Here is a 23724-nt window from a genome sequence, read left to right on the forward strand (position 1 = left end):
AACCTAGAAGGGTGACATTATTTGAGCGGTAACTTGCTTAAACACTTTCGGCATAAACAGGTTGCCGACTTTTCAAGCGTAGATGTATCACGCTTCTCTAGCTCGAAACACCAACAAGTTGATTTACCTGCAGAGATATCACAATAGGCGGGTTCGCCACATTGTCGGCACTGGTGGGTCGACTGCTCACCCGAAAGTTGGTCAACTTTGTCTTGGCGCTGCTCATTGTCTAGAAAGCGCCATTCAGAGAGTTCTTCCATTGTTCTGTAGCAGCCGCTACAGATACCACCATCATTTTTACAGGCCGCACGGCACGGCGTAACGATTACGACTTCTTCGGACATAGTTATTGATTCAATAGGTTGCGCATCGACTAACTGAGAGTTAGAATCAATTGCAAATAATTATCATTAACAAGAATCAATGAATACACTCTTTCTGTTGGTCGGCATCATCTTTATTCTTGCTTTGGCCAGTAAGCTTGCATTTTCCAACGCAGAGCTCACGCTGTTAGGCAGCTATTTAGCGCTTTGGTTGTATTTTGATTGTCGAACCTTAACGCTCATCTGCCTATCAATCTTCGTTTTATCACCATTCTTGGTGCGAATGCAAAATCAAAACACGAAACTTATCGTCTTTCTACAAGCCTTGCTGTTGCCCATAGCTTCGCACTTTTGGGTGTTCTAATAAAACAAAGGCTCCCATCATTACTTAGGGAGCCTTATTAATCTGCCTTTTAATAACAGTAGCGTTACTAAACAGAGCTTAGTAAGGTTACTTAACCTTCCAGTTTACTGTCTCACCGCCTCGAATTGGCACAACAATGTCGCTACCAAATGGCATAGTTTCTGGTACGTTCCACTCTGCTTTCTCTAGAGTAACGGTATCAGTGTTGCGAGGCAGACCATAGAAATCAGGACCATTGTGGCTAGCAAAGCCCTCTAGGTTTTCTAGTTTGCCTTCTTGCTCAAATACTTCAGCATAGAGTTCAACGGCAGCGTGAGCTGTGTAAGAGCCCGCACAACCACATGCTGCTTCTTTTTGCCTTTTGCATGAGGCGCTGAGTCAGTACCAAGGAAGAACTTCTTGCTACCACTTGTCGCCGCTTCAATCAGCGCTTGCTGGTGGGTTCCGCGCTTAAGAATTGGAAGGCAATAGAAGTGCGGTTTGATACCGCCAACTAACATATGGTTGCGGTTGTAAAGAAGGTGATGCGCGGTAATTGTCGCTGCAACGTTCTCATTCGCGTTCTTAACAAAGTTCGCCGCATCCGCCGTTGTGATGTGCTCTAAAACAATCTTAAGGTTAGGGAAGTCATTGACGATAGGTGCAAGCACTGTGTCTAGGAACTCTTTCTCGCGGTCGAAGATATCAACTTCGTGAGTGGTTACTTCACCGTGGACCAGCAGTAGCATGCCCACTTCTTCCATCGCCTCTAGAACGTGGTAGATGTTCTTCGCTGACGTTACGCCAGAATCAGAGTTTGTTGTTGCGCCCGCAGGATAGAGTTTTGCAGCCACCACTGCACCAGATGCTTTCGCTTTGCGAATTTCGTCTGGAGTGGTGTTGTCAGTCAGGTAAAGGGCCATCAAAGGCTCAAACTGCTCAGAAGGCTTCTCAGCCATGATGCGCTCTTTATACGCTAGCGCCATTTCGGTATCGATGACAGGTGGGATAGTGTTTGGCATGATCAGTGCGCGACCATTGTAGCGGCTGATATCGCGAACAGTATCTTTAAGAACGTCGCCGTCACGAAGGTGTACGTGCCAGTCGTCAGGACGAGTAATAGTCAATGTAGTCATTTGGGCTCCCACCAAGTTAGATTCTTCTTGAAACGGAGCCTAAACAGCAGCGAAAAATGTGAATGCAATCGCTTACGTTTAGGCGACAGGATGATAGAGGAAAACGAGTAAGATTTCACTATGTTTCTGGGACATTGAGAAAAAAGACGTTACCATTGAGCACAAAACTAGGAAGACAAAAATAAAAGGGCTCAGTCGTGTCAAAATCTCCTCTGCTTTCCCAAATCAATATTTATCCTGTTAAATCCGTTGGCGGAATTTCTCTCTCTTCTTCTTGGGTAGAAAAACAAGGCTTGTGTTTTGATCGCCGATTCATGGTAGCGCTCTCAGATGGTTCTATGGTGACTGCGCGTAAATACCCAAATATGGTTAAGGTGGCTTCGAGTCTGCTGCCGACCGGTATCATCTTTACCTACCCAGGTATGGCGCCGTTGAAGCTGGAATACAGCAGCTTCAAGTTACAAGAAACGCCAGCGACGGTGTGGAACGATAACTTCGCGGCTTATACCACGACCGATGAAGCAGACGACTGGTTTAGCCAAGTCCTTGAGCAGCGTGTCGAGCTGCTTTTCACTGGTGAGCAATCTAATCGTGTTCGCGAGAAGCTAGGTCATAACGTTAGCTTTGCCGATGGCTATCCACTACTGATCATCAGCCAAGGATCATTAGATGAGCTTAATCGTCGCAGTAGTGAAACGCATTCTATGGAGCAGTTTCGAACCAACTTAGTGGTGGGCTCGGATGAGCCATTTATTGAGGACTCTTGGAAGCGCATTAAAATTGGTGAGGTAGAGTTTGAAGCAGTAAAACCGTGTGAGCGTTGTATTTTGACAACGGTTGATGTGGATAAAGGCGAGTTCCGCGAAAGCAAAGAGCCGTTAAAAACTTTTTCTCGTTTCCGCGCTAATGAACGGGGTGGCGTATTCTTCGGTCAGAACTTAGTGGCTAAAAACGAAGGTATGATACGCGCGGGCGATGAAATTGAGGTGCTTGAGCATAAAGATAAAGAGTTCTACGAGGATCTCGATGCTCAGAAACAGGAGTTTGTTTGCGTAGAACGTGAACATGTCGCGCGTAACTTTGAGACTTTCTGGCTTGAGCCACAAAAAGGAGCGATGCCAACCTATAAAGCCGGTCAGCATCTTCCGATTGAACTTGATATCGATGGCCAGACAATTAAGCGCTTGTATACCCTATCATCGAGTCCCTCCCGTCCGGGACGTCTGTCTATTTCGGTCAAACGAATCGATGGCGGCAGTGTCTCAAATTGGTTGTTCGACAATTTTCAAGCGGGCGACACTCTAATCGCCGATCTACCAAACGGTAGCTTCCATATGGCGAATAAGGATCACGAACCGTTACTACTGCTTTCTGCGGGTAGCGGTGTCACGCCAATGATGTCAATGCTACGTGATCTTTCAGATAGGGACGCAGTGAACAACGTGGTGTTTTTCCATCAATGTTCGACTATTGATGATATCCCATTTGCTGATGAACTTAAGTTGCTCGAGAATAAACACGACCAACTGACAGTGATGATTTCACTGACTCAGCCGAGTGAAGATTGGGAAGGCCTGAAAGGGCGCTTTAGTCTCTCTCATCTAAAGCTCATCTCAGATTTGAATCAACGACAAGTGTTCGTTTGTGGGCCTGATGGCTTCATGCAGAAGGCGAAAAACTTGATGATGAAAAAAGGTCTGGCTGAAGATCATTATCATCAAGAGGCATTTGGTGTTGCGACAGCAACCGAAGAGCAAGTCAAAGCGGTGCAAATCAGCGTTGATGGAAATGTTTTTGAAGGCAACAATCAGAAAACGCTGTTAGAGCAGGCAGAAGACGCTGGACTTTCGATTGCACACAGTTGTCGAGCGGGTTTTTGTGGAGCATGTAAAGTGACAGTGGAGTCAGGATTGGTGCATCAGCCAGATGTTCCTGCAATACAAGAGTCGGAGATAGCGGAAGGTAAGGTATTGGCGTGTTGCTCAGTGCCGAAAACGGATGTGGAACTCGTCAGTTAATTAAACTTTGTGGGTGCCAGTGTCCAACTGGCACCAGCTTTGTTTTACATGCTTATTTTGAAGCACTCACGATACGTTGATGCAATGAGTCTTTTAAAGCCGCTCTGTCGTGCTTAAGTTGATGCATTTCGGTATCTTCGATGGGTGAACCATTCAGTTCCAACACACGAATTTCTTTATCCAGAGCATTGTAGTTTTTAGTGTCTGCAGCAAAGCTTTGATCGCTTTTCGTGAGCGCTAAAATCGTTTCTTGATGTTCTGGAAATTCCTTAAGAAGAGAGTGATCTTCGCCTAACATAGCAACCCCTTTTATCGGTGAACAATAGTTTTAGCTTGGGCATGAGCTCAAGTGACTTGAAGCGTTTGCACGCGAGTTATCACTTGTGCCTCTATAACAATGGCACAAGTTTTAGCCGATTAAAAGTTGACCGATGGCAAGATCTGATTTCAGAGAAGTAAATCACAAGGTATAAAAAAGCCAGCAAATTTTTGCTGGCTTTAAGAGCTTGATCAAGCTGAATTAATCGTAGATTGTTGGAATCGCTTCGCGCTTGTGCTGCGTCGCTTTGTAGATAGCCACCAGCTTGTCAGACACCTCTTGAGATACTGGTTTGCCCTCTAGGAAGTCGTCAATCTGCTCGTAAGTCAGATTCAGTGCATCTTCATCCGCTTTTTGTGGATCAAGTTCTTCTAAGTCAGCGGTAGGCGTTTTCTTCACAAGTAGCTCAGGAGCCCCAAGTGTCGCCGCTACTTCGCGTACCTGACGCTTGCTTAGGCCAAACAAAGGTGCCAAGTCACAAGCACCATCACCAAACTTGGTGTAAAAACCTGTGATGTTTTCAGCAGAATGGTCAGTACCAAGCACTAGGCCACCCACGTAGCCGGCGATTTCATACTGTGCGACCATGCGAGCGCGAGCTTTAACGTTGCCTTTTACAAAGTCTAACTTTGCTGCTTCTTTTGGTAGTAGACCCGTTCCTTCTAGGGCAACGTGTGACGCAGCATGCAGACCATCAACACCAGCCTTGATGTTTACAGATACCGAGTGAGTTGGTTCGATAAAAGAGAGTGCTAGCTGAGCTTCGTCTTCATCTTTTTGTTCACCGTATGGCAGACGCACCGCGATAAACTGGTAGTCGTTTGTACCACTTTCTTCATTGAGTTGATTAACAGCGAGTTGCGCGAGACGGCCACAGGTTGTTGAGTCCACACCACCACTGATTCCTAGAACGACGGACTTACATCCAGACTGCTGCAATTTGTTTTTGATAAAAGCAACACGGCGTTCGATTTCAAAATGTGGGTCGATAGACGGAAGCACGCGCATCTCGTCTCGAATAAGTTGTTCCATGTGGGATCCCTTTTCCTGCAAGCAAAAATGTTTTCTTGTATGATACCTACGAAAATCACTGAAAAAAAGTTACAGTGACGCTCAATCTATGCATAGATACGATTTATTGAGATACATATGACAAAAATAGCGATATTTGGTAGTGCCTTTAACCCACCTAGCTTAGGGCACAAGAGTGTTATTAACTCCCTTAGCCATTTCGACAAAGTATTGCTAGTACCAAGTATCTCCCATGCATGGGGCAAAAGTATGCTGGATTACAATGTTCGCTGCCAACTTGTTGATATGTTTATTGATGACCTAGAGCAGAGCAATGTAGAGCGCTCAGATATCGAAGAAGCGCTGTACCAGCCTAATACTTCAGTCACAACATTTGCTGTTTTAGAAGCACTAGAGAAACGTTATCCAGACGCCGAGCTTACCTTTGTTCTGGGGCCAGATAATTTGTTCAGTTTCGAAAAGTTCTATAATGCACAGAAAATAGTCGAACGTTGGTCGCTATTAGCATGCCCAGAGAAAGTCAAAGTCAGGTCAACAACAATTCGTTACAGTTTGTCCCAAGGTTTGAATGTAGATCACCTAACGACAGTAAGTGTCGCTAAACATTTGGTCGCCAATAAGCTATATTGACCATAGAATCAAAACGGATAATTTATAAATAAATGAAAGCAACAGGGATTTGTATTGCTTTAGCAGTGGCCGTCAGTAGCCCCATCGCTTACGCATTATGCGAAAGTGACTCGAGCAAATCTGTCGTTTTAAAGACGACGGAAGACGAGTCGTTTTGCTCACTCATTACTAAACCATTCAGTTATATCGGCAATCAGGTGATTACCTTAGGTGGGTTAATTGAATCAGAGAAACCGACCAATTCGCTGCAAGACTCTTATTGGGACCAATGGCTTCTTACCCAGGAGTCTGAGCCCGTATTGACAGGCAACTATGAAAACAACTTTGTTGGCATTGGGCTGTGGGCACCAGAAGAAATTGCTCGCCGTAAAGATGAAATGTCGATGCAAGAGTGGTTGATGGCTCAGGGACTTCACATTGGTGTAGGCTTTGGTGAAAAGGGCAAAGAGCCAAGGCTGCGCTTGGACTATCGCTGGCATCAAGATTACCAAGGCGACATGATGATGCAGGTTGAAGTGCCATTCTAACGAAGCTGGATGTACGAGATTAAAAAATAGCGAGCCTAGAGCTCGCTATTTTTGTGTCAGCTTTACTAATTTAGTTCTTTATTAAAGTGCTTCACCCAGCAAGGTCGTGGTGAGCTGTTTAAAATGCTCTTGGTTGCCCGAGAATAGCGACTGACAAATCGCCTCGCTCTTTTTACCAGACAATTTTTGCTTGCGTGCTTCTCTGACAAGCAATACCAATGCTAGCTCACCCGCAATCGAGGTAGAGTTTGGTGTCCACGCGGTGATCTCCGCGCTTTCCTTATCTTGCTTTAATACCGGCTTGCACGTTTTAACTTCGTGACGCATTACCTGCAAAAAGATCTTTTTTTAATCTCAGCGTCATCGGTTTTACTGAGTGAGTTTAATAGCGCAGACATCAGTGTTGAAGGCATTACTTGACCTGCCTGAGTCGGAAATTTGTCCGCCAATCTTACAGAAAACTTCACCGTATTAAACACGCTACCTGGCAGCAAAGTCAGGCTTGATAGGCAGTCAAATGGCAGCCAAAAAGTGTCACCTGCACTATAAGCGTACTCATTCTTGCCTAGTTTTAGCAGAACTTTTCCTTCCTCTACATGCACCAACTGATTATGTAGCGTCTTCTTACGAGGCGTAATAGTGAGTAATGATGAATGAGTCGTATGAAAGTCGATGGCGTGATTCATGATAGTCTTCGCTGGTTAATCTGCGCGTAGAGTACCTTGAGTCGCGTATGATGCCAACCACAGATCAGACATTTCCATTGGTAATTGCAATAAGAGTAGAAGAAACTGTGGTCTGACCTTAACAAAAATAGACCTAAGGTAGCTGCGGTCTTTTTGGACTAAGCGTAGAATAGTGCAGCTTTTAATTTGATGTAACAGACATGACAACACACAACGACCCATATATTGATATTCGTCCATACAATGACGAAGAGATCCCTGCCGCTATCGACCGTCTGATTAACGACGCCGAATTTATCGACGCGATTCTTCAGCACCGCTTCTCTAACCATGCTCCTTGGTTTAAAGCGGTGATGAGCCCAATTGTAAAAGTGTACTTGAAATTTAAGTGGGCCAAGCTTGATAGCGTTGAAACCATTCAGCTAGAGGTGAAAAAGTACCTAGAGCAAACTTTGGACGCAACAACAAAAGGCGTGACCTACAAAGGTCTCGATAAACTCGATAAAAATACGTCGTACCTATTCGTGTCTAACCATCGTGATATCGCGATGGATCCTGCATTGGTTAACTACGGCTTGCACGAGAACAATCACAGAACTGTGCGTATCGCCATCGGTGATAACCTACTTAAGAAGCCCTGTGCAACAGAGCTAATGCGTCTTAACAAAAGTTTCATTGTTAAGCGCTCTCTAAAGGGGCCGCGTGAAATGATGAAGGCACTTGGTACCTTGTCTTCGTATATCAAGCATTCATTAGATACAGGTAACTCAATCTGGATTGCTCAAAAAGAAGGGCGTGCTAAAGACGGTAATGATTTTACCGATCCCGCGATTTTGAAGATGTTCCATGTAGAAGGTCGCAAACAGAAGGTTCCGTTTGCAGAGTATATTCGTTCACTGAAAATCGTACCTGTCTCTATCTCATACGAAAACGACCCGTGTGATATTGCAAAAGCAAAAGAGCTTTTTGAAAAAGCGACTCACGGCAACTATGAGAAAGGCGAGTTTGAAGATATTGAAAGTATCGTTCAAGGCATTGTCGGCCGAAAAGATCGCGTACAAGTCGTATTTGGTGATGTCATTGACCAAGATTTTGAAACTCCAGAAGCACTGGCTGAAGAAATCGACCGTCAGATCCATGAGCATTACACCTTGTTCCCGATTAACAAGCTAGCTGCTGGCCTTGAAGATGACACTATCTCAGAAGCGACTCGCGTCATGCTGAAAGAGAAACTGGATTTGCTGCCAGAGGGCGCTCATCAATATTTGATAGATAGTTATGCGAACCCTGTGAAGAATATTCTTCTTGAGCAAGAAAAACTGTCTGCGTAAAAGCAAACAAGCTATCGCACAGCCGCCTTTATTGGCGGCTTTTTTGTGTTTGGCGCACTGCTTTGGGAGTAAGTGAGAAAATTCGCTGAGTTGACGAGGAGCAACTAGACTCTAAATAAGTATAAGGATTCGATAAAAATCAAACACTTCACCGAGTAGGAGCAAGGATGACATACCCAGAGCCGCTACCGCATGGAGAACTGACTCAGGTTCTCGATAATATTTATCTTGTGACAGGATCCGTTGCGATGAAAGTCCCACCCCAGGTGGGGGCCGCTAACGATGACATTTAGCCGCAATATGCTTGTTATCAAGCAGGGCGGCGACCTAATCTTGATTAATTCCGTTCGGTTAAATGAAAAAGGTATTGCTCAGCTCGACGAACTTGGCGATGTCAAACATGTGATAAGGCTTGCCGCATTCCATGGCTTTGATGACCCTTATTACAAGGAAACCTTTGGTGCTACGTTATGGTCGGTCGATTCACCTTATGTAAGAGGCTTTGATAAATCGTCTTCGAGTCATCAATACTATAAAGCCGACAGACTCCTCAAAGAGGGTTCAACGCTTCCAATTGATGGTGCTACTTATTTTGAGTTTTCTTCATGCACACCAAAAGAGGGGCTCATTCTGCTCGAGCGAAACGATGGGGTGCTTATCTCTGGGGATAGCATGCAAAACTGGCCAAAAACCGACAAGTACTTTAACTGGGCCGCTAAGATGATGATGCCACGTATGGGATTCATTGGTCCGTGTCGATTTGGAGTAGGTTGGCTAGACCTAGCAAACCCTGACAAAAACGAGCTTATTGAGAAGGCATCACTAAACTATTCCACACTGCTACCTGCCCACGGCAACCCGGTATTTGCTAAAGCACGAGAACGCTTTATTGAGTCCGCCCATAAAATCCAAGAATAGTATTGTCGATTGATGTGTTTCAAAAAGTTAATAACGCGATAGCGTATAGTGTGCGCCTGTGACTCACCTACTTACTTACACAATAAAAGGATCTTTGATGCGAAATGGCGTTGGCTTTGTACTAGGACTTACCGCTTTGATTTCTGGCTGCAGTAGTTCTATTCCGGTTGAAGAACGTCAGCCTATGAGAGAGGAAATAGATGCCTCTACCGTACAAATTGTGAATCGCTTAAGTGAACTCTACCCAGAGCTGGCTGAGCAGCTCGCCTATGCGCAAGGGTATGCCGCTATCTCTATGTCTAACATCAAAGTGCCCATTCTTGGCGCCGGAATGGGTGTTGGCGCTATTTATAATCAAGCGGATGGCTCGGTGACTTATATCGATGTCAACCGTTATGAGGTTGGTGCTGGGTTGTCGTTAGGTAGCTATCAGGCACTGGCCATTTTTGATAGTTTGTCAACACTGAACGAATATCGAGAAGGGGTCTGGGAGCCATCATTGGGCGCAGAGTGGAACTTGGGCGAGGACGGTGCTTACAGTTCGATGAGCCTTGCGGGTCGAGATGAGGACGTCCCTATTTACCTATTGTCGCATTCTGGTGGAGGAGCAGTGGGCAGTGCTCGTTTGGTGTCAGTTTCGGTTAACTACGACCTAACAGAAACTGGCTTAGGCGAAGTTCGTGTCGCCAGTAAAGATACAAAGGAAGCGAATAATCAAACGCCTAGGAAGTGGGACAGGCCCTTGCCATTTTTTGCTCAAGAGGTGATTGATAAAGGTTACAGCCTGCCAAAGCCATTTGGAGTCAGCGTAATCTATGCAAATACCTATCAGCAGATGGATATCCGCAATCTCAATGTAGGTCTTAACGGGTCAAGGAAGGTCCCTATTGATTTCGTGACCTTTGATAATAACTCCAGCCATACTCAAACTCCTCAATTAAAGCTTGATGCCTGGGTGTTTCCTTTCATGAATGTCTTCGGCACGGTCGGCAAAATTTCTGGTGATGCACACATTGAGTTTAAGGTGGATCCTGAACAAATGATCGATGAACTGCAGCTAGATTGTAGTGTGGTTGGTGGACAACCCCTGGTATGTGAGGGGCTACGTAGGCTATTTGCCAATCCTTATGGTGTCGATGTAGATATAACAGGTACAAACTACACGTTAGGGACGATATTAGCGACAGGATGGGATGACTATTTCGTTACTGTGCCGATTTCTTTTTCATATGCGGATATGAGAAAAAGTGATGCAGAAGGCTTTATTCTCAACGTGTCTCCGAGAGTTGGCAAACAGTTCATGCTGAAGGGGACACAGTCGATCGCCGTCTATGTTGGTGCTGCTTACTTGGACAGCAAACTGACCATTACTGGGAAGCAAGCAATTCCGGGGACGAGTAGTCAACTGGACTATAAAATTGAGCAGGAAAATATCGATAAATGGGCAGGACTGCTTGGCGCTAACTATAACTTTAACAGGGATTGGTCCATTTCTATGGAGTATGGTCAAAACGGAAGCAAGAAAAGGCAGTTTGTCTCCAGTTTAACTCGCCGCTTCTAATAGCTCGCTCCGCGCATTGTTGGGAAGCTCATAACAAAACTTATCTGAGTCATGAGAAAATCTCGTAATTAACTTACTGAAAATATTTGACCTTGCTCACAAGTTGAGTAGAATTTGCTCTGTCTTTTGAAATGTAATTACATAGGGTAGAGAAGAATGAACTCAGCACTTCTATCAACATTGGACACTGAAAAATCAAACGCAGAAGAGAACAACGAAAAAGCGTCAGTATCATCGACCTCGACTGCCGTTGAGATTGCTACCATCCTAGCGATGTTTTTAGCGACTTCAGCAGTGATTTTGTTACTAAGCCTAACTTGGGTAATGTAACCAGCCTTTCATGGATTTGAAGCAAGCGATACTCCCTAAAGCAGCATGTGTGAGTATCGCCTATACCTTCCCTTCACTTTTTATGGTTCGACGACAACGTATTTCCCATTGTCGATAGCTAAGAACCAATTCCCTCTTGCTACGAAATATTGTTGACCGCGTTTGTTAACTGCAGTGGCACCTTCAGGTAGTCTCTTTACGATTTTCCCCGGTCGATAGCGACGTTTGGGCGGCTTTTCTACAAAAACATACTTTTCCTTCTCTTGTTTATAGTAGTGTCCGTCGATCAAGGCATACGTAACCCCGGCGATTGCCAGCAGAACCGCATCGTCTGGAAGCCGGTGTTTGGGATAGTGATGTATCACGTGCACTTCTTTCTTTTTGTGTTCTTTCCATGGCTTTCCGATGATTTTATGCCAAGGATCTGCAAGGCTAGATGTAGAAAGCAGGCTACAGGCCAATAGTATTGTTAGGGGAGTTTTGATTGTCATGGCTGTCTAGGTTCAATGACTCAATTAGGACTATTGAGCCATTGTTTATTGAAAGGTGCCTGCTTTCGTTAGCCAGAAGTCATTAGCCCGTGTGATTTTGATGGGGGCTAAATGAATGAGCGAAAGGTATTCGTGATTTGGATGGCTTCTCACAAAAACTTGCACGGCAACGTCCGATACCCAAATCAATTCTTGTCTATCTTCGTCAAGGTCACTAGTTTAATAGATATAGTGTTAGCAAAAAAGGAAGCTCATGACCGAATTTAATATAAGAACCATGACGTTAGATGAAGTGGGCATGGCTGTTGAATGGGCAGCGCAAGAAGGGTGGAATCCGGGTCTTAACGATGCTTACCATTATTACAAAGCAGACCCAAATGGATTTTTAGTGGGTGAGCTTAACGGTGAACCAATCGGTTGTATCTCTGTTGTGAAGTATGATGCCAGCTTCGGTTTTCTGGGGTTTTATATTGTTAAACCTGAATATCGACACCAAGGGTTTGGTATTCAAATTTGGGACCGCGGAATGGCGTATCTGGATGGTTGCAACGTTGCGCTTGATGGTGTTGTTGATCAACAAGAGAACTACAAACGTTCTGGCTTTGCTTTATCGCACAGAAATGTTCGATACGAAGGTCAAACAAAGAGTCTGCCTTTTGAAAGAGACAGCATCACTAAAACAGAAGAGCTAAGCTTTGACTCTATTGAAGACTATCTCGATGCATTCTTTCCTGCCTGTAGAAAGGTATTCGATAAAGCCTGGTTGAATCAGTCGGATAGTAGCTCGCTAGCTTATGTCAAAAACGGTGAGTTATTAGGGATAGGTGTGATAAGGGCGTGTCGAAGCGGTTTTAAGATAGGTCCTTTGTTTGCTGATAACAAAGACGTAGCCCATGATTTGTATGCTGGTTTAGTTTCAAGCGTGTCTAGCGACCAACCGGTTTTTCTCGATGTTCCTGAGGTCAATGAGTTAGCGATTGACCTCGCTAAGACTTACCATATGGCACCTTGTTTTGAAACAGCGAGAATGTATACCAAGCAGCCCCCAAGTATCTCTTTAGACCGCACCTATGGCGTCACTTCCTTTGAGATAGGTTAGCTTTATAAAGCTCGGCTATGCAGCCGAGCTCTCTCTATTCTCTGTTAGATTATTAACCCAGCGATCGCTGTATACGCGCCAGACCGCTGGAACAACCTTGACGATTTCTTCCGAGGTCATGAGAAGCAGTACGATAGGGAAGGAGAGGTCAAACACCATGGCTCCCATCGCCGTGATTGGCACTGCCCACATCCATTGACAGACAAAATCCATGTTCATACAGAATTTACTGTCACCACCACTTCGTAGGACGCCAATGATCAGGGTAATGTTGATGGTACGCAGCATGATACTCAACGCGACAATAGGAAAGCTGAGCACCATCAGCTCAGTTACATCCGTGGTTAGCCCTCCGTAGAGCGATAAGATCGCGCCTTGGGCGAGTAATAGTACGCCGCCCAACAATGCACCCAGTGCAATGGAAGACTTAAGTGCCCACCTTGAATACAAGGTACTTTGCTTAAACTGATTAGCGCCTAGACTGTTACCTATCAAGATGGCGGTGGCACTTGATAGACCATGAGCGACAGACAGCCCAATCGATTCGAGTGGTGTGATGACTGCCATTGTGGCTAACTCGGTTTGTCCCATACGACCTAAAATGATGTTGAATGCGAAAATCCCCGCACACCAAATCACGGTGCCACCCATAATGGGGTAGGTGATAGTGACGAACTTTCTAATCATTTTAGGCTCGAGGGCATCAATGACGTTTTGCCAACGCAGAGCCAATACTGGAAAGTATCTATAAATAATGACCAGTACCACTACCAAGCGTATTGAACGTGCGATAACACTGCCAATCCCCGCGCCAATGAGTCCCATCGCAGGAAGTCCGAAATGACCGAATATCAGTATGTAGTTGAGCGCAACATTCAGACCGACTTCAAGTATTGAAACGTAAAGGTTGATGCGGGTTTGACCAATAGACCGCAGCGCAGTGTCGGCTGCGATACCAAGGCCTGATAAGCACATAGCAATGCCAAGTAGTTGGACATAGTCACTGGCAAGCGCTAGAACCGTTTCGCTAGGATCAAATAAGCTAGGTAATAGTTGTGGTGTGAAAAAGCACAAAGTGAAACAGAACAAAGCTAGCCCTTGAGTAACGCCAGTCCCAAGCGCGAGGTAGCGCTTTAACCCCTGCTCATCATTCGCGCCCCAATACTGAGCCAACAGAATCCCCATGCCGGATCCTAGCCCCCACACTAATACGATTGAGAGCCAAAATATACGAGCTCCAATTCCCGCCGCTGCGACTTCTTCCGTCCCCAACTGACTGATCATGAGGCTATCGACAAAGCCAAGGCTACTCATAAGCAGGCTTTGCAGTGCAATGGGTATACCTAGAGAAAGGACTTTTCGAATAAAGCTGCTTATTGGCGGTTGTTCCATAGAGTTCTCCCTGCATGTTTATTTTTTAAGCTACTGATTTACCATGGTATATGCAACGAATTACTGTCACGTTAACCGTGATGTGTGTCGCAGAGTGGTCTGGGCGTTATGTCTTGACATCTCGAGCTTAACCTTATGATTTTGCAAAAGACGCATGCTTCAAAACGGTGCTTATGCGAGACATATCTCCAAATTAGTGAAAACAGCGCGTCCTTTGCACCAAGATGCAGCGCACCAAATTGAACTTAGAGCATTTTAATGGTGCGCGAAAAAATAAAACCTTATAAATATCATTGATTTAATCGCTTTCTACTTATGCTTTCTAAATTGGCACTCTTCTTGAAATAACACTGTTGAATAACTATTCACAATAAGGAGATATCCAACATGAACATGACGTTCAAACTCAAGCTTGCAGCTATGGGCGCGTCACTTGCTTTTGCATCAGGTTTTGCGATGGCGGAAGAAGAGACGATCAAGGTCGGCGTACTACATTCACTGTCAGGCACGATGGCGATCAGTGAAACAACACTGAAAGACACGATTTTGATGTTGGTTGAAGAGCAAAATAAGAAAGGCGGTCTATTAGGCAAAAAGCTTGAAGCTGTTGTTGTAGACCCTGCCTCTAACTGGCCTCTGTTTGCTGAGAAAGCGCGTGAACTGATCGAAAAAGAGAAGGTGGACGTGGTATTTGGTGGTTGGACGTCTGTGTCTCGTAAATCGATGCTTCCAGTATTTGAAGAGCTAAACAGCATCCTTTTCTACCCAGTTCAGTATGAAGGCGAAGAGTCTTCGAAAAACGTCTTTTACACAGGTGCTGCGCCAAACCAGCAGGCGGTTCCGGCTGTTGACTACCTAATGAATGAGTTGGAAGTTGAGCGTTGGGTACTAGCAGGTACGGATTATGTTTATCCGCGTACGACCAACAAGATCCTAGAGTCTTACCTGAAGTCGAAAGGGGTGAGCGAGTCAGACATCATGATTAGCTACACGCCGTTTGGACACTCTGACTGGCAGTCTATTGTTTCTGATATCAAGAAGTTTGGTTCAGAAGGCAAGAAAACAGCGGTTGTATCGACCATCAATGGTGACGCAAATGTTCCATTTTACAAAGAGCTAGGCGCACAAGGCGTCTCATCTGAAGACATCCCTGTTGTGGCGTTCTCGGTTGGTGAAGAAGAGCTATCGGGTATGGATACGTCCGCGTTGGTTGGTCATCTAGCGGCATGGAACTACTTCATGAGTGTTGATACTGAAGCGAACGAAGAGTTTGTTGAAACTTGGCAGAAGTTTATTGCGAGTGAAAAACGCGTAACAAACGACCCAATGGAAGCACACTACATTGGCTTTAACATGTGGACACAGGCTGTTACCAATGCTGGCACTACGGACGCTGAAGAAGTTCAAGATGCGTTGATTGGTGTTTCTGTGCCGAACCTTTCTGGTGGCTACTCTACGATGCTGCCAAACCACCATATCACTAAACCAGTACTTATCGGTGAAATCCAAGATGACGGTCAGTTTGATGTAGTTTGGGAAACAACCGGTCTTGTGGCTGGTGATGCTTGGTCTAACTACCTTCCTGAGTCATCGAAGCTGTATTCAAGCTGGTCTAAGCCATTCTCATGTGGTGCATTTAACGTTGAAACAGGTAAGTGTTCAGGTAGCGCACAATAATCTCTCACTATTTGGTGCCTCTCCCATTTCCATCTAAATAAGGGCAGAGGCGCCTTTTTATTTCTGCCTAAGTTGACGTCAGACTTAAGGCAGCCGAAAGGACGCATTTCATGAAAACCATAATTCACATATTGAAAGTCGTGGTGTTCTTTGTTTTGAGTACTCACTTCGCGTTGGCTAGCGTTAGTGACCGAGGCACATTTGCCCAAGCACTCATCGGAAAAAACAACCCTCTAAAAGAAGAAGCAATGGCTTGGATCGTTGAAAACGAGTCCGAGCTTGTTGCCAAATCAGTATTAACCGCATGGCTTGAAGGTGATCTCTACTACGTCAAAGACAAGAAGAGCGAGCAGTATCAAGCTTTGTACATTTCAGACAACATCAAAAATTCACCCACTGCGAAAAGCGCTTGGGATGATACTACGATGGCCGTTGAGTCCTCACGCCAATTTAGCAAGGTGCGAGTAAACAACAGATTACGCGGTAAGATTCGCCTAGAAATCGCGTCGCTTGGGTTATCGAACCCTGAAGCATCCATTCGTTTGAGCGCTGTCACAGCTTTCTTGGGAGCCACTGACGATACGGTCATGGAAAGACTTCAGCAGCGAAAAACGGTTGAGCAAGACGAGGATGTTCTTAACATCCTTAACTTAGCATTGGCGATAGACCAATCACTTACTGGTGACACGAGTTCAGACAAGGTTGCTGCGATTGAAACCTTGTCCGGCTACAAGCAGTCTGTCGTTTTGCAGACCCTAAACCAAATTATCAGCAAAGATAAAGACGAGTTAGTTGTAGCCGCGGCTGAGCGAGCGCTTGATAGTTATCAGCAGAGTCAGAAATTTTACTCGGGTGTAGAAACCGTCTTTTTTGGTTTGAGCTTAGGCTCAGTATTAGTGCTGGCGGGTATTGGTCTTGCGATTACCTTCGGTGTTATGGGCGTTATCAACATGGCTCACGGTGAGCTTATCATGATTGGTGCTTACACCACTTATGTGATGCAACAGCTCATGCCAAACAATATCGGTATGGCACTTATCTTATCCATTCCGATGGCGTTTATTGTCTCTGGTTTGGTAGGCATCGCGATTGAACGCAGCGTGATACGTCACCTTTACGGTCGTCCTCTGGAAACCCTACTGGCGACCTTTGGTATCAGTCTTATTTTACAACAAGCGGTTCGCTCTATTTTCTCTCCTCTTAACCGCTCAGTCAGCACGCCAGACTGGATGTCAGGTGCATTGAACATCAACCCAATGTTGTCGCTTACCTATAACCGTTTATACATCATTCTGTTTTGCATCATGGTTTTTGTTGGCTTGGTGATGGTGTTAAAGAAAACCCCACTCGGTCTTCAAGTTCGCGCCGTCTCTCAAAACAGGGCGATGGCGAGAGCCATGGGTATTCGTTCTGAGCGTGTTGATGCGATGACGTTTGGGCTAGGTTCGGGCGTAGCGGGTGTTGCTGGTGTGGCGCTATCACAGCTAACCAACGTGGGGCCTAACATGGGACAAGCCTACATTATCGACTCCTTTATGGTTGTCGTATTTGGTGGAGTAGGAAACCTATGGGGAACCTTGGTTGCTGGGCTGAGCTTGGGACTATTTAACAAGATCCTCGAGCCATGGGCGGGTGCCGTTCTTGCCAAGATCTTGGTATTGGTGTTCATCATTTTGTTTATTCAAAAACGCCCTCGTGGACTCTTCCCACAACGTGGCCGTGCGGCAGAAGGTTAAGGAAAACGTATGCAATCAACAATTCAATCTTCTGGACATCCGGCGGGCACACAGTCTAAGTCGTTTGTTCTATCGGCTATGCGTGGAGATAAGGGCGGACAGCTTACGATTTTGGCTATCTTAGCTGCTGTTGTCTTGATACCGCTAGCGAACACACTATTGCCAGCAGGCCACCCACTTCACGTTGAGACGTTTACTATCTCGCTGATGGGTAAGTATCTAAGCTATGCGATGCTCGCTCTGGCGGTGGATTTGGTATGGGGTTACCTAGGGATCCTGAGTTTAGGGCATGGCGCTTTCTTTGCGCTTGGTGGCTACGCCATGGGTATGTACCTGATGCGTCAAATTGGTGATAGAGGCGTTTATGGCAACCCAATATTGCCGGACTTTATGGTGTTCCTAAATTGGCAAGAGCTTCCTTGGTTCTGGCATGGTTTTGATCAGTTTTGGTTTGCTTGCCTGATGGTCGTTCTGGTACCGGGCGCACTTGCTTATGTATTTGGTTATTTGGCATTCCGTTCGAGAGTGTCAGGGGTGTATCTGTCAATAATGACCCAGGCATTAACTTACGCCTTAATGCTGGCTTTCTTCCGCAATGAAATGGGTTTTGGCGGTAACAATGGCCTTACCGACTTTAAAGACATTCTCGGCTATAGCCTGCAACAAGATTCAACCAAAATCGCGCTGTTTATGGTGACTGGGATTGCTCTTGTCATCAGCTACATCGTTTGTAGAACGGTTATCAGTAGCCGACTTGGGCGCGTATCTATGGCAATTCGTGATACGGAGTCGAGAACACGCTTCATGGGCTATGACGTTGATGGTATCAAGCTATGGATATTTGTACTGTCCGCCGTGATCGCTGGTATTGCTGGTGCGTTGTATGTCCCGCAGGTCGGCATTATTAACCCTGGAGAATTTGCACCGCTGAACTCTATTGAGATCGTGGTTTGGGTTGCACTAGGCGGACGAGCCACCTTGTTTGGCGCAATTGTTGGCGCCTTGGTCATTAACTATGCCAAGAGCTGGTTTACGGTTGAGTTCCCTGAGGTATGGCTGTTTGCGCTGGGCGGTTTGTTTGTACTGTCTACTATGTACTTCCCTAAAGGCTTGATTGGGTTTGTTTCCGAAAAAATCGAGTTACTCAAGAAACGCTCAAAGCCCACGCAGGAGTCTGACAAGGAGGCAACCGCATGACGTTAAATAGAGCTCAGCAGCTAAAAAGCTCGGTGCAAGAGATCACCAAGCGTGATGAGGTGTTCTCGTTTCTCAAACCTGATCAACATCCTCTTGTCGATACACGTCATAACATTCTGCTGTATGTGGAAGGCGTGAACAAAAGCTTTGACGGCTTTAAAGCGATCAATGATCTCAACCTGTATATCAAGGAAGGGGAGTTACGCTGCATCATTGGACCAAATGGGGCGGGCAAAACCACCATGATGGACATCATCACGGGTAAAACGAAGCCAGATACCGGACAAGTTTGGCTTGGCTCCAACATTAACCTTCTCAAGATGAATGAGTCGGAGATTGCCAACGCAGGTATTGGTCGTAAATTTCAAAAACCAACCGTGATTGAGTGCCTGACCGTTTGGCAAAACTTAGAGTTGGCGATGTCAGGTGTGCGCGGAGTGTGGGGAACCTACACCGCGACATTATCAGGTGAGCAACAAGATAAGCTTGAGTCAGTGCTTGAGTTGATTCATTTGAAAGATAACGCTGCGCTGACGGCAGGTAACCTTTCTCACGGCCAAAAGCAGTGGTTGGAAATCGGTATGTTACTGATGCAAAACCCTAAGCTACTGCTCGTCGATGAACCCGTTGCAGGCATGACCCATCAAGAGATGGACAGAACGTCAGAGCTGCTTAACTCGCTTGCGGGTAAGCACTCGGTCGTCGTGGTTGAGCATGATATGGATTTTGTCCGCTCAATCGCAAGCCACGTCACTGTACTTCATCAAGGTCATGTGCTCGCAGAGGGCACCATGGATCAGGTTCAGTCTCATCCTGAAGTCAAACAGGTTTATCTAGGGGAATAGCATGCTACAGATTCAATCACTCAATCAGTTTTATGGTGAAAGCCACACCTTGTGGGATCTCGATATGTCGATTCCCGAGGGTAAATGTACCGTGCTTATGGGACGTAATGGCGTAGGAAAAACGACGCTGCTGCAGTGCATTATGGGCTTGGTCAAGGTTAAGAGCGGCGATATTCAGCTCAATGGAGAGTCGCTACTAAAACACGACGCAGAGTCACGCCCTAGAATGGGTATTGGTTATGTGCCTCAAGGCCGACAGATCTTTCCGATGCTCACGGTTCAAGAAAACCTTGAAGTAGGGCTACCGATTCGAGACAAAGGCGATCGCAAGATCCCTGAGTTTATTTTCGATCTCTTCCCTGTGCTAAAGGAGATGCTTCATCGTCGAGGGGGCGATTTGTCGGGTGGTCAACAGCAGCAACTCGCGATTGGTCGTGCATTAGTGGTGAATCCAAAACTACTGATCCTCGATGAGCCGACAGAGGGTATCCAACCCAATATCGTTCAAGAGATTGGCGATATCATCCGCATGCTCAATGAGAAACTGGGTCTGACGGTGTTATTGGTCGAGCAGAAACTGCCGTTTGCAAGAAAAGTCGGTGATCAGTTTTGCATTCTTGACCGAGGTCGCCAAGTGGCTGAGGGTGAGATGGCAGCTCTAAATGACGGCTTGATTAAGGAGTATTTGACAGTATGACCACGCTCCTTGAAGTACCCCAAGACCCGAAGGCGGGTCTTGGTCAAATCATTGACGCACAGACTGAGTTTGGCTGGAAAGCCAGACTCAGTCTGGGTTTTGTTAATCGAGGTGATAAAACTGTCCTAAAGCACCGTTCGCAGCAAGGACCACTCGCGATACAACGTCCTCTCTACCCCGAGGGTAATCCCTGTCACACTTACCTGCTTCACCCTCCGGGTGGTGTAGTAGGCGGTGATACGTTGCAAATTAAAGCGAAGGCAGAACGGGGCGCTAATGTGTTGATTACCACACCAGGTGCCACCAAGTTTTACCGCTCTGAAAATAAGTATGCTAAGCAGAGCCAGATTTTATCGGTAGAAAAAGGAGCACGCCTTGAGTGGCTACCTCAAGAGAACATCTTTTTTCCCGATGCGCACGTGCGAATGGATACACAAGTGCACCTCGAAAAGGATGCACAGTTTTTGGGATGGGAGATGCACTGTTTTGGTCGCCCTGCACTAAATGAGGGATTTAGCTCAGGACATTTAGTAGGTAAAACAGAGGTTTACCTTGATGGGCAACGTTTACTTACAGAAGGTTTGAATGTTAGGGGTGAAGATAAGCTATTGAAAGATAAAGGCCTTCTTGGCTATCAAATGATGGGGACGCTTTACATTTCAATTGATGATGAAGATTTTTACCAGTTGGTACAGAGCTTGCTCACTACCATGCAGCAAGAAAACAAAAAAGGTGCAGTACTTATTGCTGCGAGTCAGTTGGAAAATTTGCTTGTAATTCGTGCGCTTGGGAACTGGAGTGAGGTGATATTGGATTGCTTCCAACAAGTTTGGCAGGTTGCGAGAGAGCATTGGACTGGCGAATGTCCATATCCACCGAGGATCTGGGCGACCTAAACCAACAATTAGAATCGACGATAAGGCTTATCAATGGAATTGACTCCAAGAGAGAAGGACAAACTTCTCATCTTTTGCGCTGGTATGTTAGCCCAGCAGCGCAAAGACAAAGGCTTGAAACTCAATTATCCAGAATCCGTCGCTCTTATCTCTAGTGCCATTTTAGAAGGCGCTAGAGAAGGGAAAACAGTTTCCGAACTGATGGATTTTGGGCGCACACTACTTACCACCGAAGATGTGATGGAAGGCGTTCCGTCTATGATCCCCGACGTTCAAGTTGAAGCGACATTTCCAGATGGCACCAAATTGGTGACCGTCCATGAACCCATTGTTTAACTCATCGGTTTAACAAACTCGCTTAACTAAATTTAGGAGGTGACATGGCAGGTTCATCTAAACACTACACGGGCTTTGTCCCAGGGCAGGTCGAGACCGCCAAAGGTGATATCGAACTTAACGTGGGCCGAGAGACGGTTACGGTAAAGGTCGAGAATCTAGGCGATAGACCGGTGCAAATTGGCTCTCATTACCACTTCTTCGAGGTCAATGAAGCACTAAGCTTCGACCGAGACCTGACTAAAGGTTTTCGCCTAAACATTCCCGCTGGCACAGCAACGCGTTTTGAACCAGGGCAGTCGCGAACTGTTGAGTTGGTTTCGTTTGCAGGCAAGCGCGAAGTTTATGGTTTTCAAGGCAAAGTAATGGGCGCGCTTTAGCGCGCGGTAGCCCAAGTTGTACTTCAAAATAAGAAAACTATTTGGGCTAATCATCAGTACGCCAAACAAAACAACAAGGAAGAATAATGGCGAAGATATCCAGACAGGCATACGCCGAGATGTTTGGTCCCACAGTCGGGGACCGAGTTCGCTTAGCGGATACAGAGCTTTGGCTAGAGGTAGAACAAGACCTCACTGTATACGGTGACGAAGTTAAATTTGGTGGTGGTAAAGTAATTCGCGACGGTATGGGCCAGAGCCAGCGTCCAAGCTCTGAAACGCCTGACCTCGTCATTACCAACGCATTGGTGTTGGATTACTGGGGCATCATTAAAGCGGATGTCGCGGTGAAAAATGGGCGCATTCAAGCGCTCGGCAAAGCGGGCAACCCAGATATACAGCCAGGTGTTGATATCATCGTTGGTCCCGGTACCGAAGTATTAGCCGGAGAAGGTTCAATATTGACGGCGGGAGGAATTGACTCTCACATCCACTTCATCTGTCCGCAACAGATTGAAGAAGCCTTAGCTTCTGGTGTAACCACTATGATTGGCGGCGGTACCGGTCCTAATACTGGCACCAATGCAACGACCTGTACTCCTGGTCCGTGGAACATGCATCGCATGCTTGAGTCGCTAGACCAATTTCCAATGAACTTTGGCTTGCTTGGTAAAGGTAATGCCAGTCAACCAGAAGCACTGCGTGAACAAATCGCTGCCGGAGCGGTTGGCTTGAAGCTTCACGAAGACTGGGGTACGACACCAGCATCCATCGATACGTGTTTGACCGTTGCCGATGAAATGGATGTTCAGGTTGCCATTCATACCGATACTCTGAATGAGTCAGGTTTTGTAGAGTCTACGCTTGGCGCTATTGGCGATCGCGTTATTCATACGTATCACACTGAAGGGGCTGGCGGTGGTCACGCGCCAGATATCATTAAAGCCGCTGGCGAATCAAACGTACTGCCGTCTTCAACCAACCCAACGCGACCATATACGGTCAATACCGTGGATGAGCACCTAGATATGTTGATGGTGTGTCACCACTTGTCGCCTTCTATTGCAGAAGATGTGGCATTCGCAGAGTCTCGCATTCGCCGCGAAACCATTGCAGCAGAAGATATTCTGCATGACCTAGGCGCATTTTCTATGATTGCTTCTGATTCACAGGCGATGGGACGTGTGGGTGAAGTGATCACTCGAACTTGGCAAACCGCCCACAAGATGAAAGTACAGCGTGGCAGCCTTAAAGAAGACTCTAGTTACAGTGATAACTTCCGTTTGAAGCGATATGTTGCCAAGTACACCATCAACCCAGCTATTACACATGGTATGGCGCATGAAATCGGCTCCATTGAGGTTGGCAAACTTGCTGACTTGGTCCTGTGGAAGCCAGCCTTCTTTGGAGTAAAACCGAGCGTTGTGCTTAAAGGTGGCATGATTGCAATGGCACCGATGGGTGATCCTAATGCATCGATTCCGACTCCGCAGCCTGTTCACTACCGCTCTATGTTTGGTAGCTACGGTAAAGCATCACAAAACACCTCAATGCTGTTTGTCTCACAAGCGGCGGCTGATGCTGACATTGCCGCTCAGCTTGGACTGGGCAGCTTAATTGGTGTCGCTAAACAGTGCCGAACGATCAGTAAAGCGGACATGAAGCTGAATGATTGGCAGCCGAATATCGAAGTGGATTCCCAGACATATCAAGTGCGTGCCGACGGAGAGTTGCTTGTTTGTGAGCCTGCCGAGGTATTACCAATGGCGCAGCGTTATTTCTTATTTTAACCGATGGGTATTGAGAGTTTTTTGAGGACAGCAC

General features: G+C 46.1%; 26 protein-coding genes and 1 pseudogene. 19 read left to right on the forward strand and 8 right to left on the reverse strand.

The annotated features are described in order from the left end of the window. Nucleotides 1–17: 17 nt before the first annotated feature. Complete coding sequence (locus AC6I8Y_RS25225) at nt 18–326, reverse strand: DUF1289 domain-containing protein (protein WP_498023129.1); 309 nt, start codon at nt 324–326, stop codon at nt 18–20. Nucleotides 327–423: 97 nt separating this feature from the next. Here AC6I8Y_RS25225 and AC6I8Y_RS25230 point away from each other — a divergent pair, with 97 nt between their 5' ends. Further along, complete coding sequence (locus AC6I8Y_RS25230; protein ID WP_394150245.1) at nt 424–687, forward strand: hypothetical protein; 264 nt, start codon at nt 424–426, stop codon at nt 685–687. A gap of 87 nt (nt 688–774) precedes the next feature. Here the strand turns inward: AC6I8Y_RS25230 and pyrC are convergent. Beyond that, a pseudogene (gene pyrC, locus AC6I8Y_RS25235) lies at nt 775–1802 on the reverse strand (dihydroorotase). Nucleotides 1803–1999: 197 nt separating this feature from the next. Here pyrC and AC6I8Y_RS25240 point away from each other — a divergent pair. Beyond that, entirely contained in the window at nt 2000–3820 is a 1821-nt protein-coding gene (locus tag AC6I8Y_RS25240) for an MOSC N-terminal beta barrel domain-containing protein (protein ID WP_394150247.1), read from the forward strand. Between the two features lie 52 nt (nt 3821–3872). On the opposite strand, the gene AC6I8Y_RS25245 is transcribed toward AC6I8Y_RS25240, so the two are convergent. Together AC6I8Y_RS25245 and nadE are read right to left on the reverse strand one after the other, a co-directional pair. Next, the gene (locus AC6I8Y_RS25245) at nt 3873–4118 is read right to left on the reverse strand and encodes an HP1242/YdcH family protein (protein ID WP_042471022.1); all 246 of its coding nucleotides are present in this window, start codon (nt 4116–4118) and stop codon (nt 3873–3875) included. A gap of 222 nt (nt 4119–4340) precedes the next feature. Further along, entirely contained in the window at nt 4341–5171 is an 831-nt protein-coding gene (gene nadE / locus AC6I8Y_RS25250) for an NAD(+) synthase (RefSeq protein ID WP_498022217.1), read from the reverse strand. Nucleotides 5172–5288: 117 nt separating this feature from the next. On the opposite strand from nadE, the gene AC6I8Y_RS25255 reads away from it, so the two are divergent. Together AC6I8Y_RS25255 and AC6I8Y_RS25260 are read left to right on the forward strand one after the other, a co-directional pair. After that, nucleotides 5289–5801: a nicotinate-nicotinamide nucleotide adenylyltransferase gene (locus tag AC6I8Y_RS25255; protein WP_128648701.1), complete on the forward strand. Its 513-nt coding sequence runs from the start codon at nt 5289–5291 to the stop codon at nt 5799–5801. 32 nt (nt 5802–5833) lie between these two features. Next, a complete protein-coding gene (locus tag AC6I8Y_RS25260; protein ID WP_394150250.1) occupies nt 5834–6328 on the forward strand; it encodes a hypothetical protein in 495 nt (164 codons plus the stop codon). An 81-nt stretch (nt 6329–6409) separates the two neighbouring features. On the opposite strand, the gene AC6I8Y_RS25265 is transcribed toward AC6I8Y_RS25260, so the two are convergent. Together AC6I8Y_RS25265 and AC6I8Y_RS25270 are read right to left on the reverse strand one after the other, a co-directional pair. Continuing rightward, nucleotides 6410–6655, reverse strand: coding sequence for a hypothetical protein (locus tag AC6I8Y_RS25265; RefSeq protein WP_498022220.1), 246 nt, complete (start codon nt 6653–6655; stop codon nt 6410–6412). Beyond that, a complete protein-coding gene (locus tag AC6I8Y_RS25270; RefSeq protein WP_498022222.1) occupies nt 6655–7014 on the reverse strand; it encodes an AraC family ligand binding domain-containing protein in 360 nt (119 codons plus the stop codon). Before AC6I8Y_RS25270 ends, AC6I8Y_RS25265 begins: the two co-directional genes overlap by 1 nt. 200 nt (nt 7015–7214) lie before the next feature. Here AC6I8Y_RS25270 and AC6I8Y_RS25275 point away from each other — a divergent pair, with 200 nt between their 5' ends. The 5 genes from AC6I8Y_RS25275 (at nt 7215) to AC6I8Y_RS25295 (ending at nt 11154) form a co-directional block, all read left to right on the forward strand. Next, nucleotides 7215–8345 carry a lysophospholipid acyltransferase family protein gene (locus AC6I8Y_RS25275; RefSeq protein WP_498022223.1) on the forward strand — a complete coding sequence of 377 codons (1131 nt, stop codon included), beginning with the start codon at nt 7215–7217 and terminating at the stop codon, nt 8343–8345. A gap of 167 nt (nt 8346–8512) precedes the next feature. Beyond that, complete coding sequence (locus AC6I8Y_RS25280) at nt 8513–8638, forward strand: hypothetical protein (protein WP_498022225.1); 126 nt, start codon at nt 8513–8515, stop codon at nt 8636–8638. Next, entirely contained in the window at nt 8628–9263 is a 636-nt protein-coding gene (locus AC6I8Y_RS25285) for an MBL fold metallo-hydrolase (RefSeq protein ID WP_498022227.1), read from the forward strand. The genes AC6I8Y_RS25280 and AC6I8Y_RS25285 overlap by 11 nt, the downstream gene beginning before the upstream one ends. Before the next feature lie 97 nt (nt 9264–9360). Continuing rightward, nucleotides 9361–10824: a lipid-binding SYLF domain-containing protein gene (locus tag AC6I8Y_RS25290; RefSeq protein ID WP_498022229.1), complete on the forward strand. Its 1464-nt coding sequence runs from the start codon at nt 9361–9363 to the stop codon at nt 10822–10824. A gap of 156 nt (nt 10825–10980) precedes the next feature. Further along, nucleotides 10981–11154 (forward strand): hypothetical protein, encoded by a 174-nt coding sequence (locus tag AC6I8Y_RS25295; RefSeq protein ID WP_498022230.1) that lies wholly within the window; start codon nt 10981–10983, stop codon nt 11152–11154. 80 nt (nt 11155–11234) lie between these two features. Here AC6I8Y_RS25295 and AC6I8Y_RS25300 read toward each other — a convergent pair whose 3' ends face one another. Next, entirely contained in the window at nt 11235–11645 is a 411-nt protein-coding gene (locus tag AC6I8Y_RS25300; RefSeq protein ID WP_394150259.1) for a DUF6515 family protein, read from the reverse strand. Between the two features lie 253 nt (nt 11646–11898). Here AC6I8Y_RS25300 and AC6I8Y_RS25305 point away from each other — a divergent pair, with 253 nt between their 5' ends. After that, nucleotides 11899–12744 (forward strand): GNAT family N-acetyltransferase, encoded by an 846-nt coding sequence (locus AC6I8Y_RS25305; RefSeq protein ID WP_498022233.1) that lies wholly within the window; start codon nt 11899–11901, stop codon nt 12742–12744. A 15-nt stretch (nt 12745–12759) separates the two neighbouring features. Here the strand turns inward: AC6I8Y_RS25305 and AC6I8Y_RS25310 are convergent, their stop codons facing one another. Beyond that, nucleotides 12760–14136 (reverse strand): MATE family efflux transporter, encoded by a 1377-nt coding sequence (locus AC6I8Y_RS25310; protein ID WP_498022234.1) that lies wholly within the window; start codon nt 14134–14136, stop codon nt 12760–12762. Between the two features lie 387 nt (nt 14137–14523). Between AC6I8Y_RS25310 and urtA the strand changes: the two genes are divergently transcribed. From urtA to ureC, 9 genes are all read left to right on the forward strand, one after another. After that, on the forward strand, nt 14524–15813 hold the full coding sequence (gene urtA, locus AC6I8Y_RS25315) for an urea ABC transporter substrate-binding protein (protein ID WP_128648709.1): 1290 nt from the start codon (nt 14524–14526) through the stop codon (nt 15811–15813). A 110-nt stretch (nt 15814–15923) separates the two neighbouring features. After that, a complete protein-coding gene (gene urtB / locus AC6I8Y_RS25320) occupies nt 15924–17549 on the forward strand; it encodes an urea ABC transporter permease subunit UrtB (RefSeq protein ID WP_498022236.1) in 1626 nt (541 codons plus the stop codon). A 9-nt stretch (nt 17550–17558) separates the two neighbouring features. Next, nucleotides 17559–18746 carry an urea ABC transporter permease subunit UrtC gene (gene urtC / locus AC6I8Y_RS25325; protein ID WP_252016741.1) on the forward strand — a complete coding sequence of 396 codons (1188 nt, stop codon included), beginning with the start codon at nt 17559–17561 and terminating at the stop codon, nt 18744–18746. Beyond that, complete coding sequence (urtD, locus tag AC6I8Y_RS25330) at nt 18743–19591, forward strand: urea ABC transporter ATP-binding protein UrtD (protein ID WP_498022237.1); 849 nt, start codon at nt 18743–18745, stop codon at nt 19589–19591. Before urtC ends, urtD begins: the two co-directional genes overlap by 4 nt. A 1-nt stretch (nt 19592) precedes the next feature. After that, nucleotides 19593–20288: an urea ABC transporter ATP-binding subunit UrtE gene (urtE, locus tag AC6I8Y_RS25335; RefSeq protein ID WP_128648711.1), complete on the forward strand. Its 696-nt coding sequence runs from the start codon at nt 19593–19595 to the stop codon at nt 20286–20288. Next, a complete protein-coding gene (locus AC6I8Y_RS25340; protein WP_252016743.1) occupies nt 20285–21184 on the forward strand; it encodes an urease accessory protein UreD in 900 nt (299 codons plus the stop codon). Before urtE ends, AC6I8Y_RS25340 begins: the two co-directional genes overlap by 4 nt. A gap of 33 nt (nt 21185–21217) precedes the next feature. Then, a complete protein-coding gene (ureA, locus tag AC6I8Y_RS25345) occupies nt 21218–21520 on the forward strand; it encodes an urease subunit gamma (RefSeq protein WP_042471054.1) in 303 nt (100 codons plus the stop codon). A 44-nt stretch (nt 21521–21564) separates the two neighbouring features. After that, nucleotides 21565–21900, forward strand: a complete 336-nt coding sequence (locus AC6I8Y_RS25350) for an urease subunit beta (protein ID WP_128648713.1) — start codon at nt 21565–21567, stop codon at nt 21898–21900. Nucleotides 21901–21986: 86 nt separating this feature from the next. Next, on the forward strand, nt 21987–23690 hold the full coding sequence (gene ureC / locus AC6I8Y_RS25355; RefSeq protein ID WP_252016745.1) for an urease subunit alpha: 1704 nt from the start codon (nt 21987–21989) through the stop codon (nt 23688–23690). Nucleotides 23691–23724 lie beyond the last annotated feature (34 nt).

The sequence above is a fragment of the Vibrio sp. KUL78 genome, from assembly GCF_059725505.1.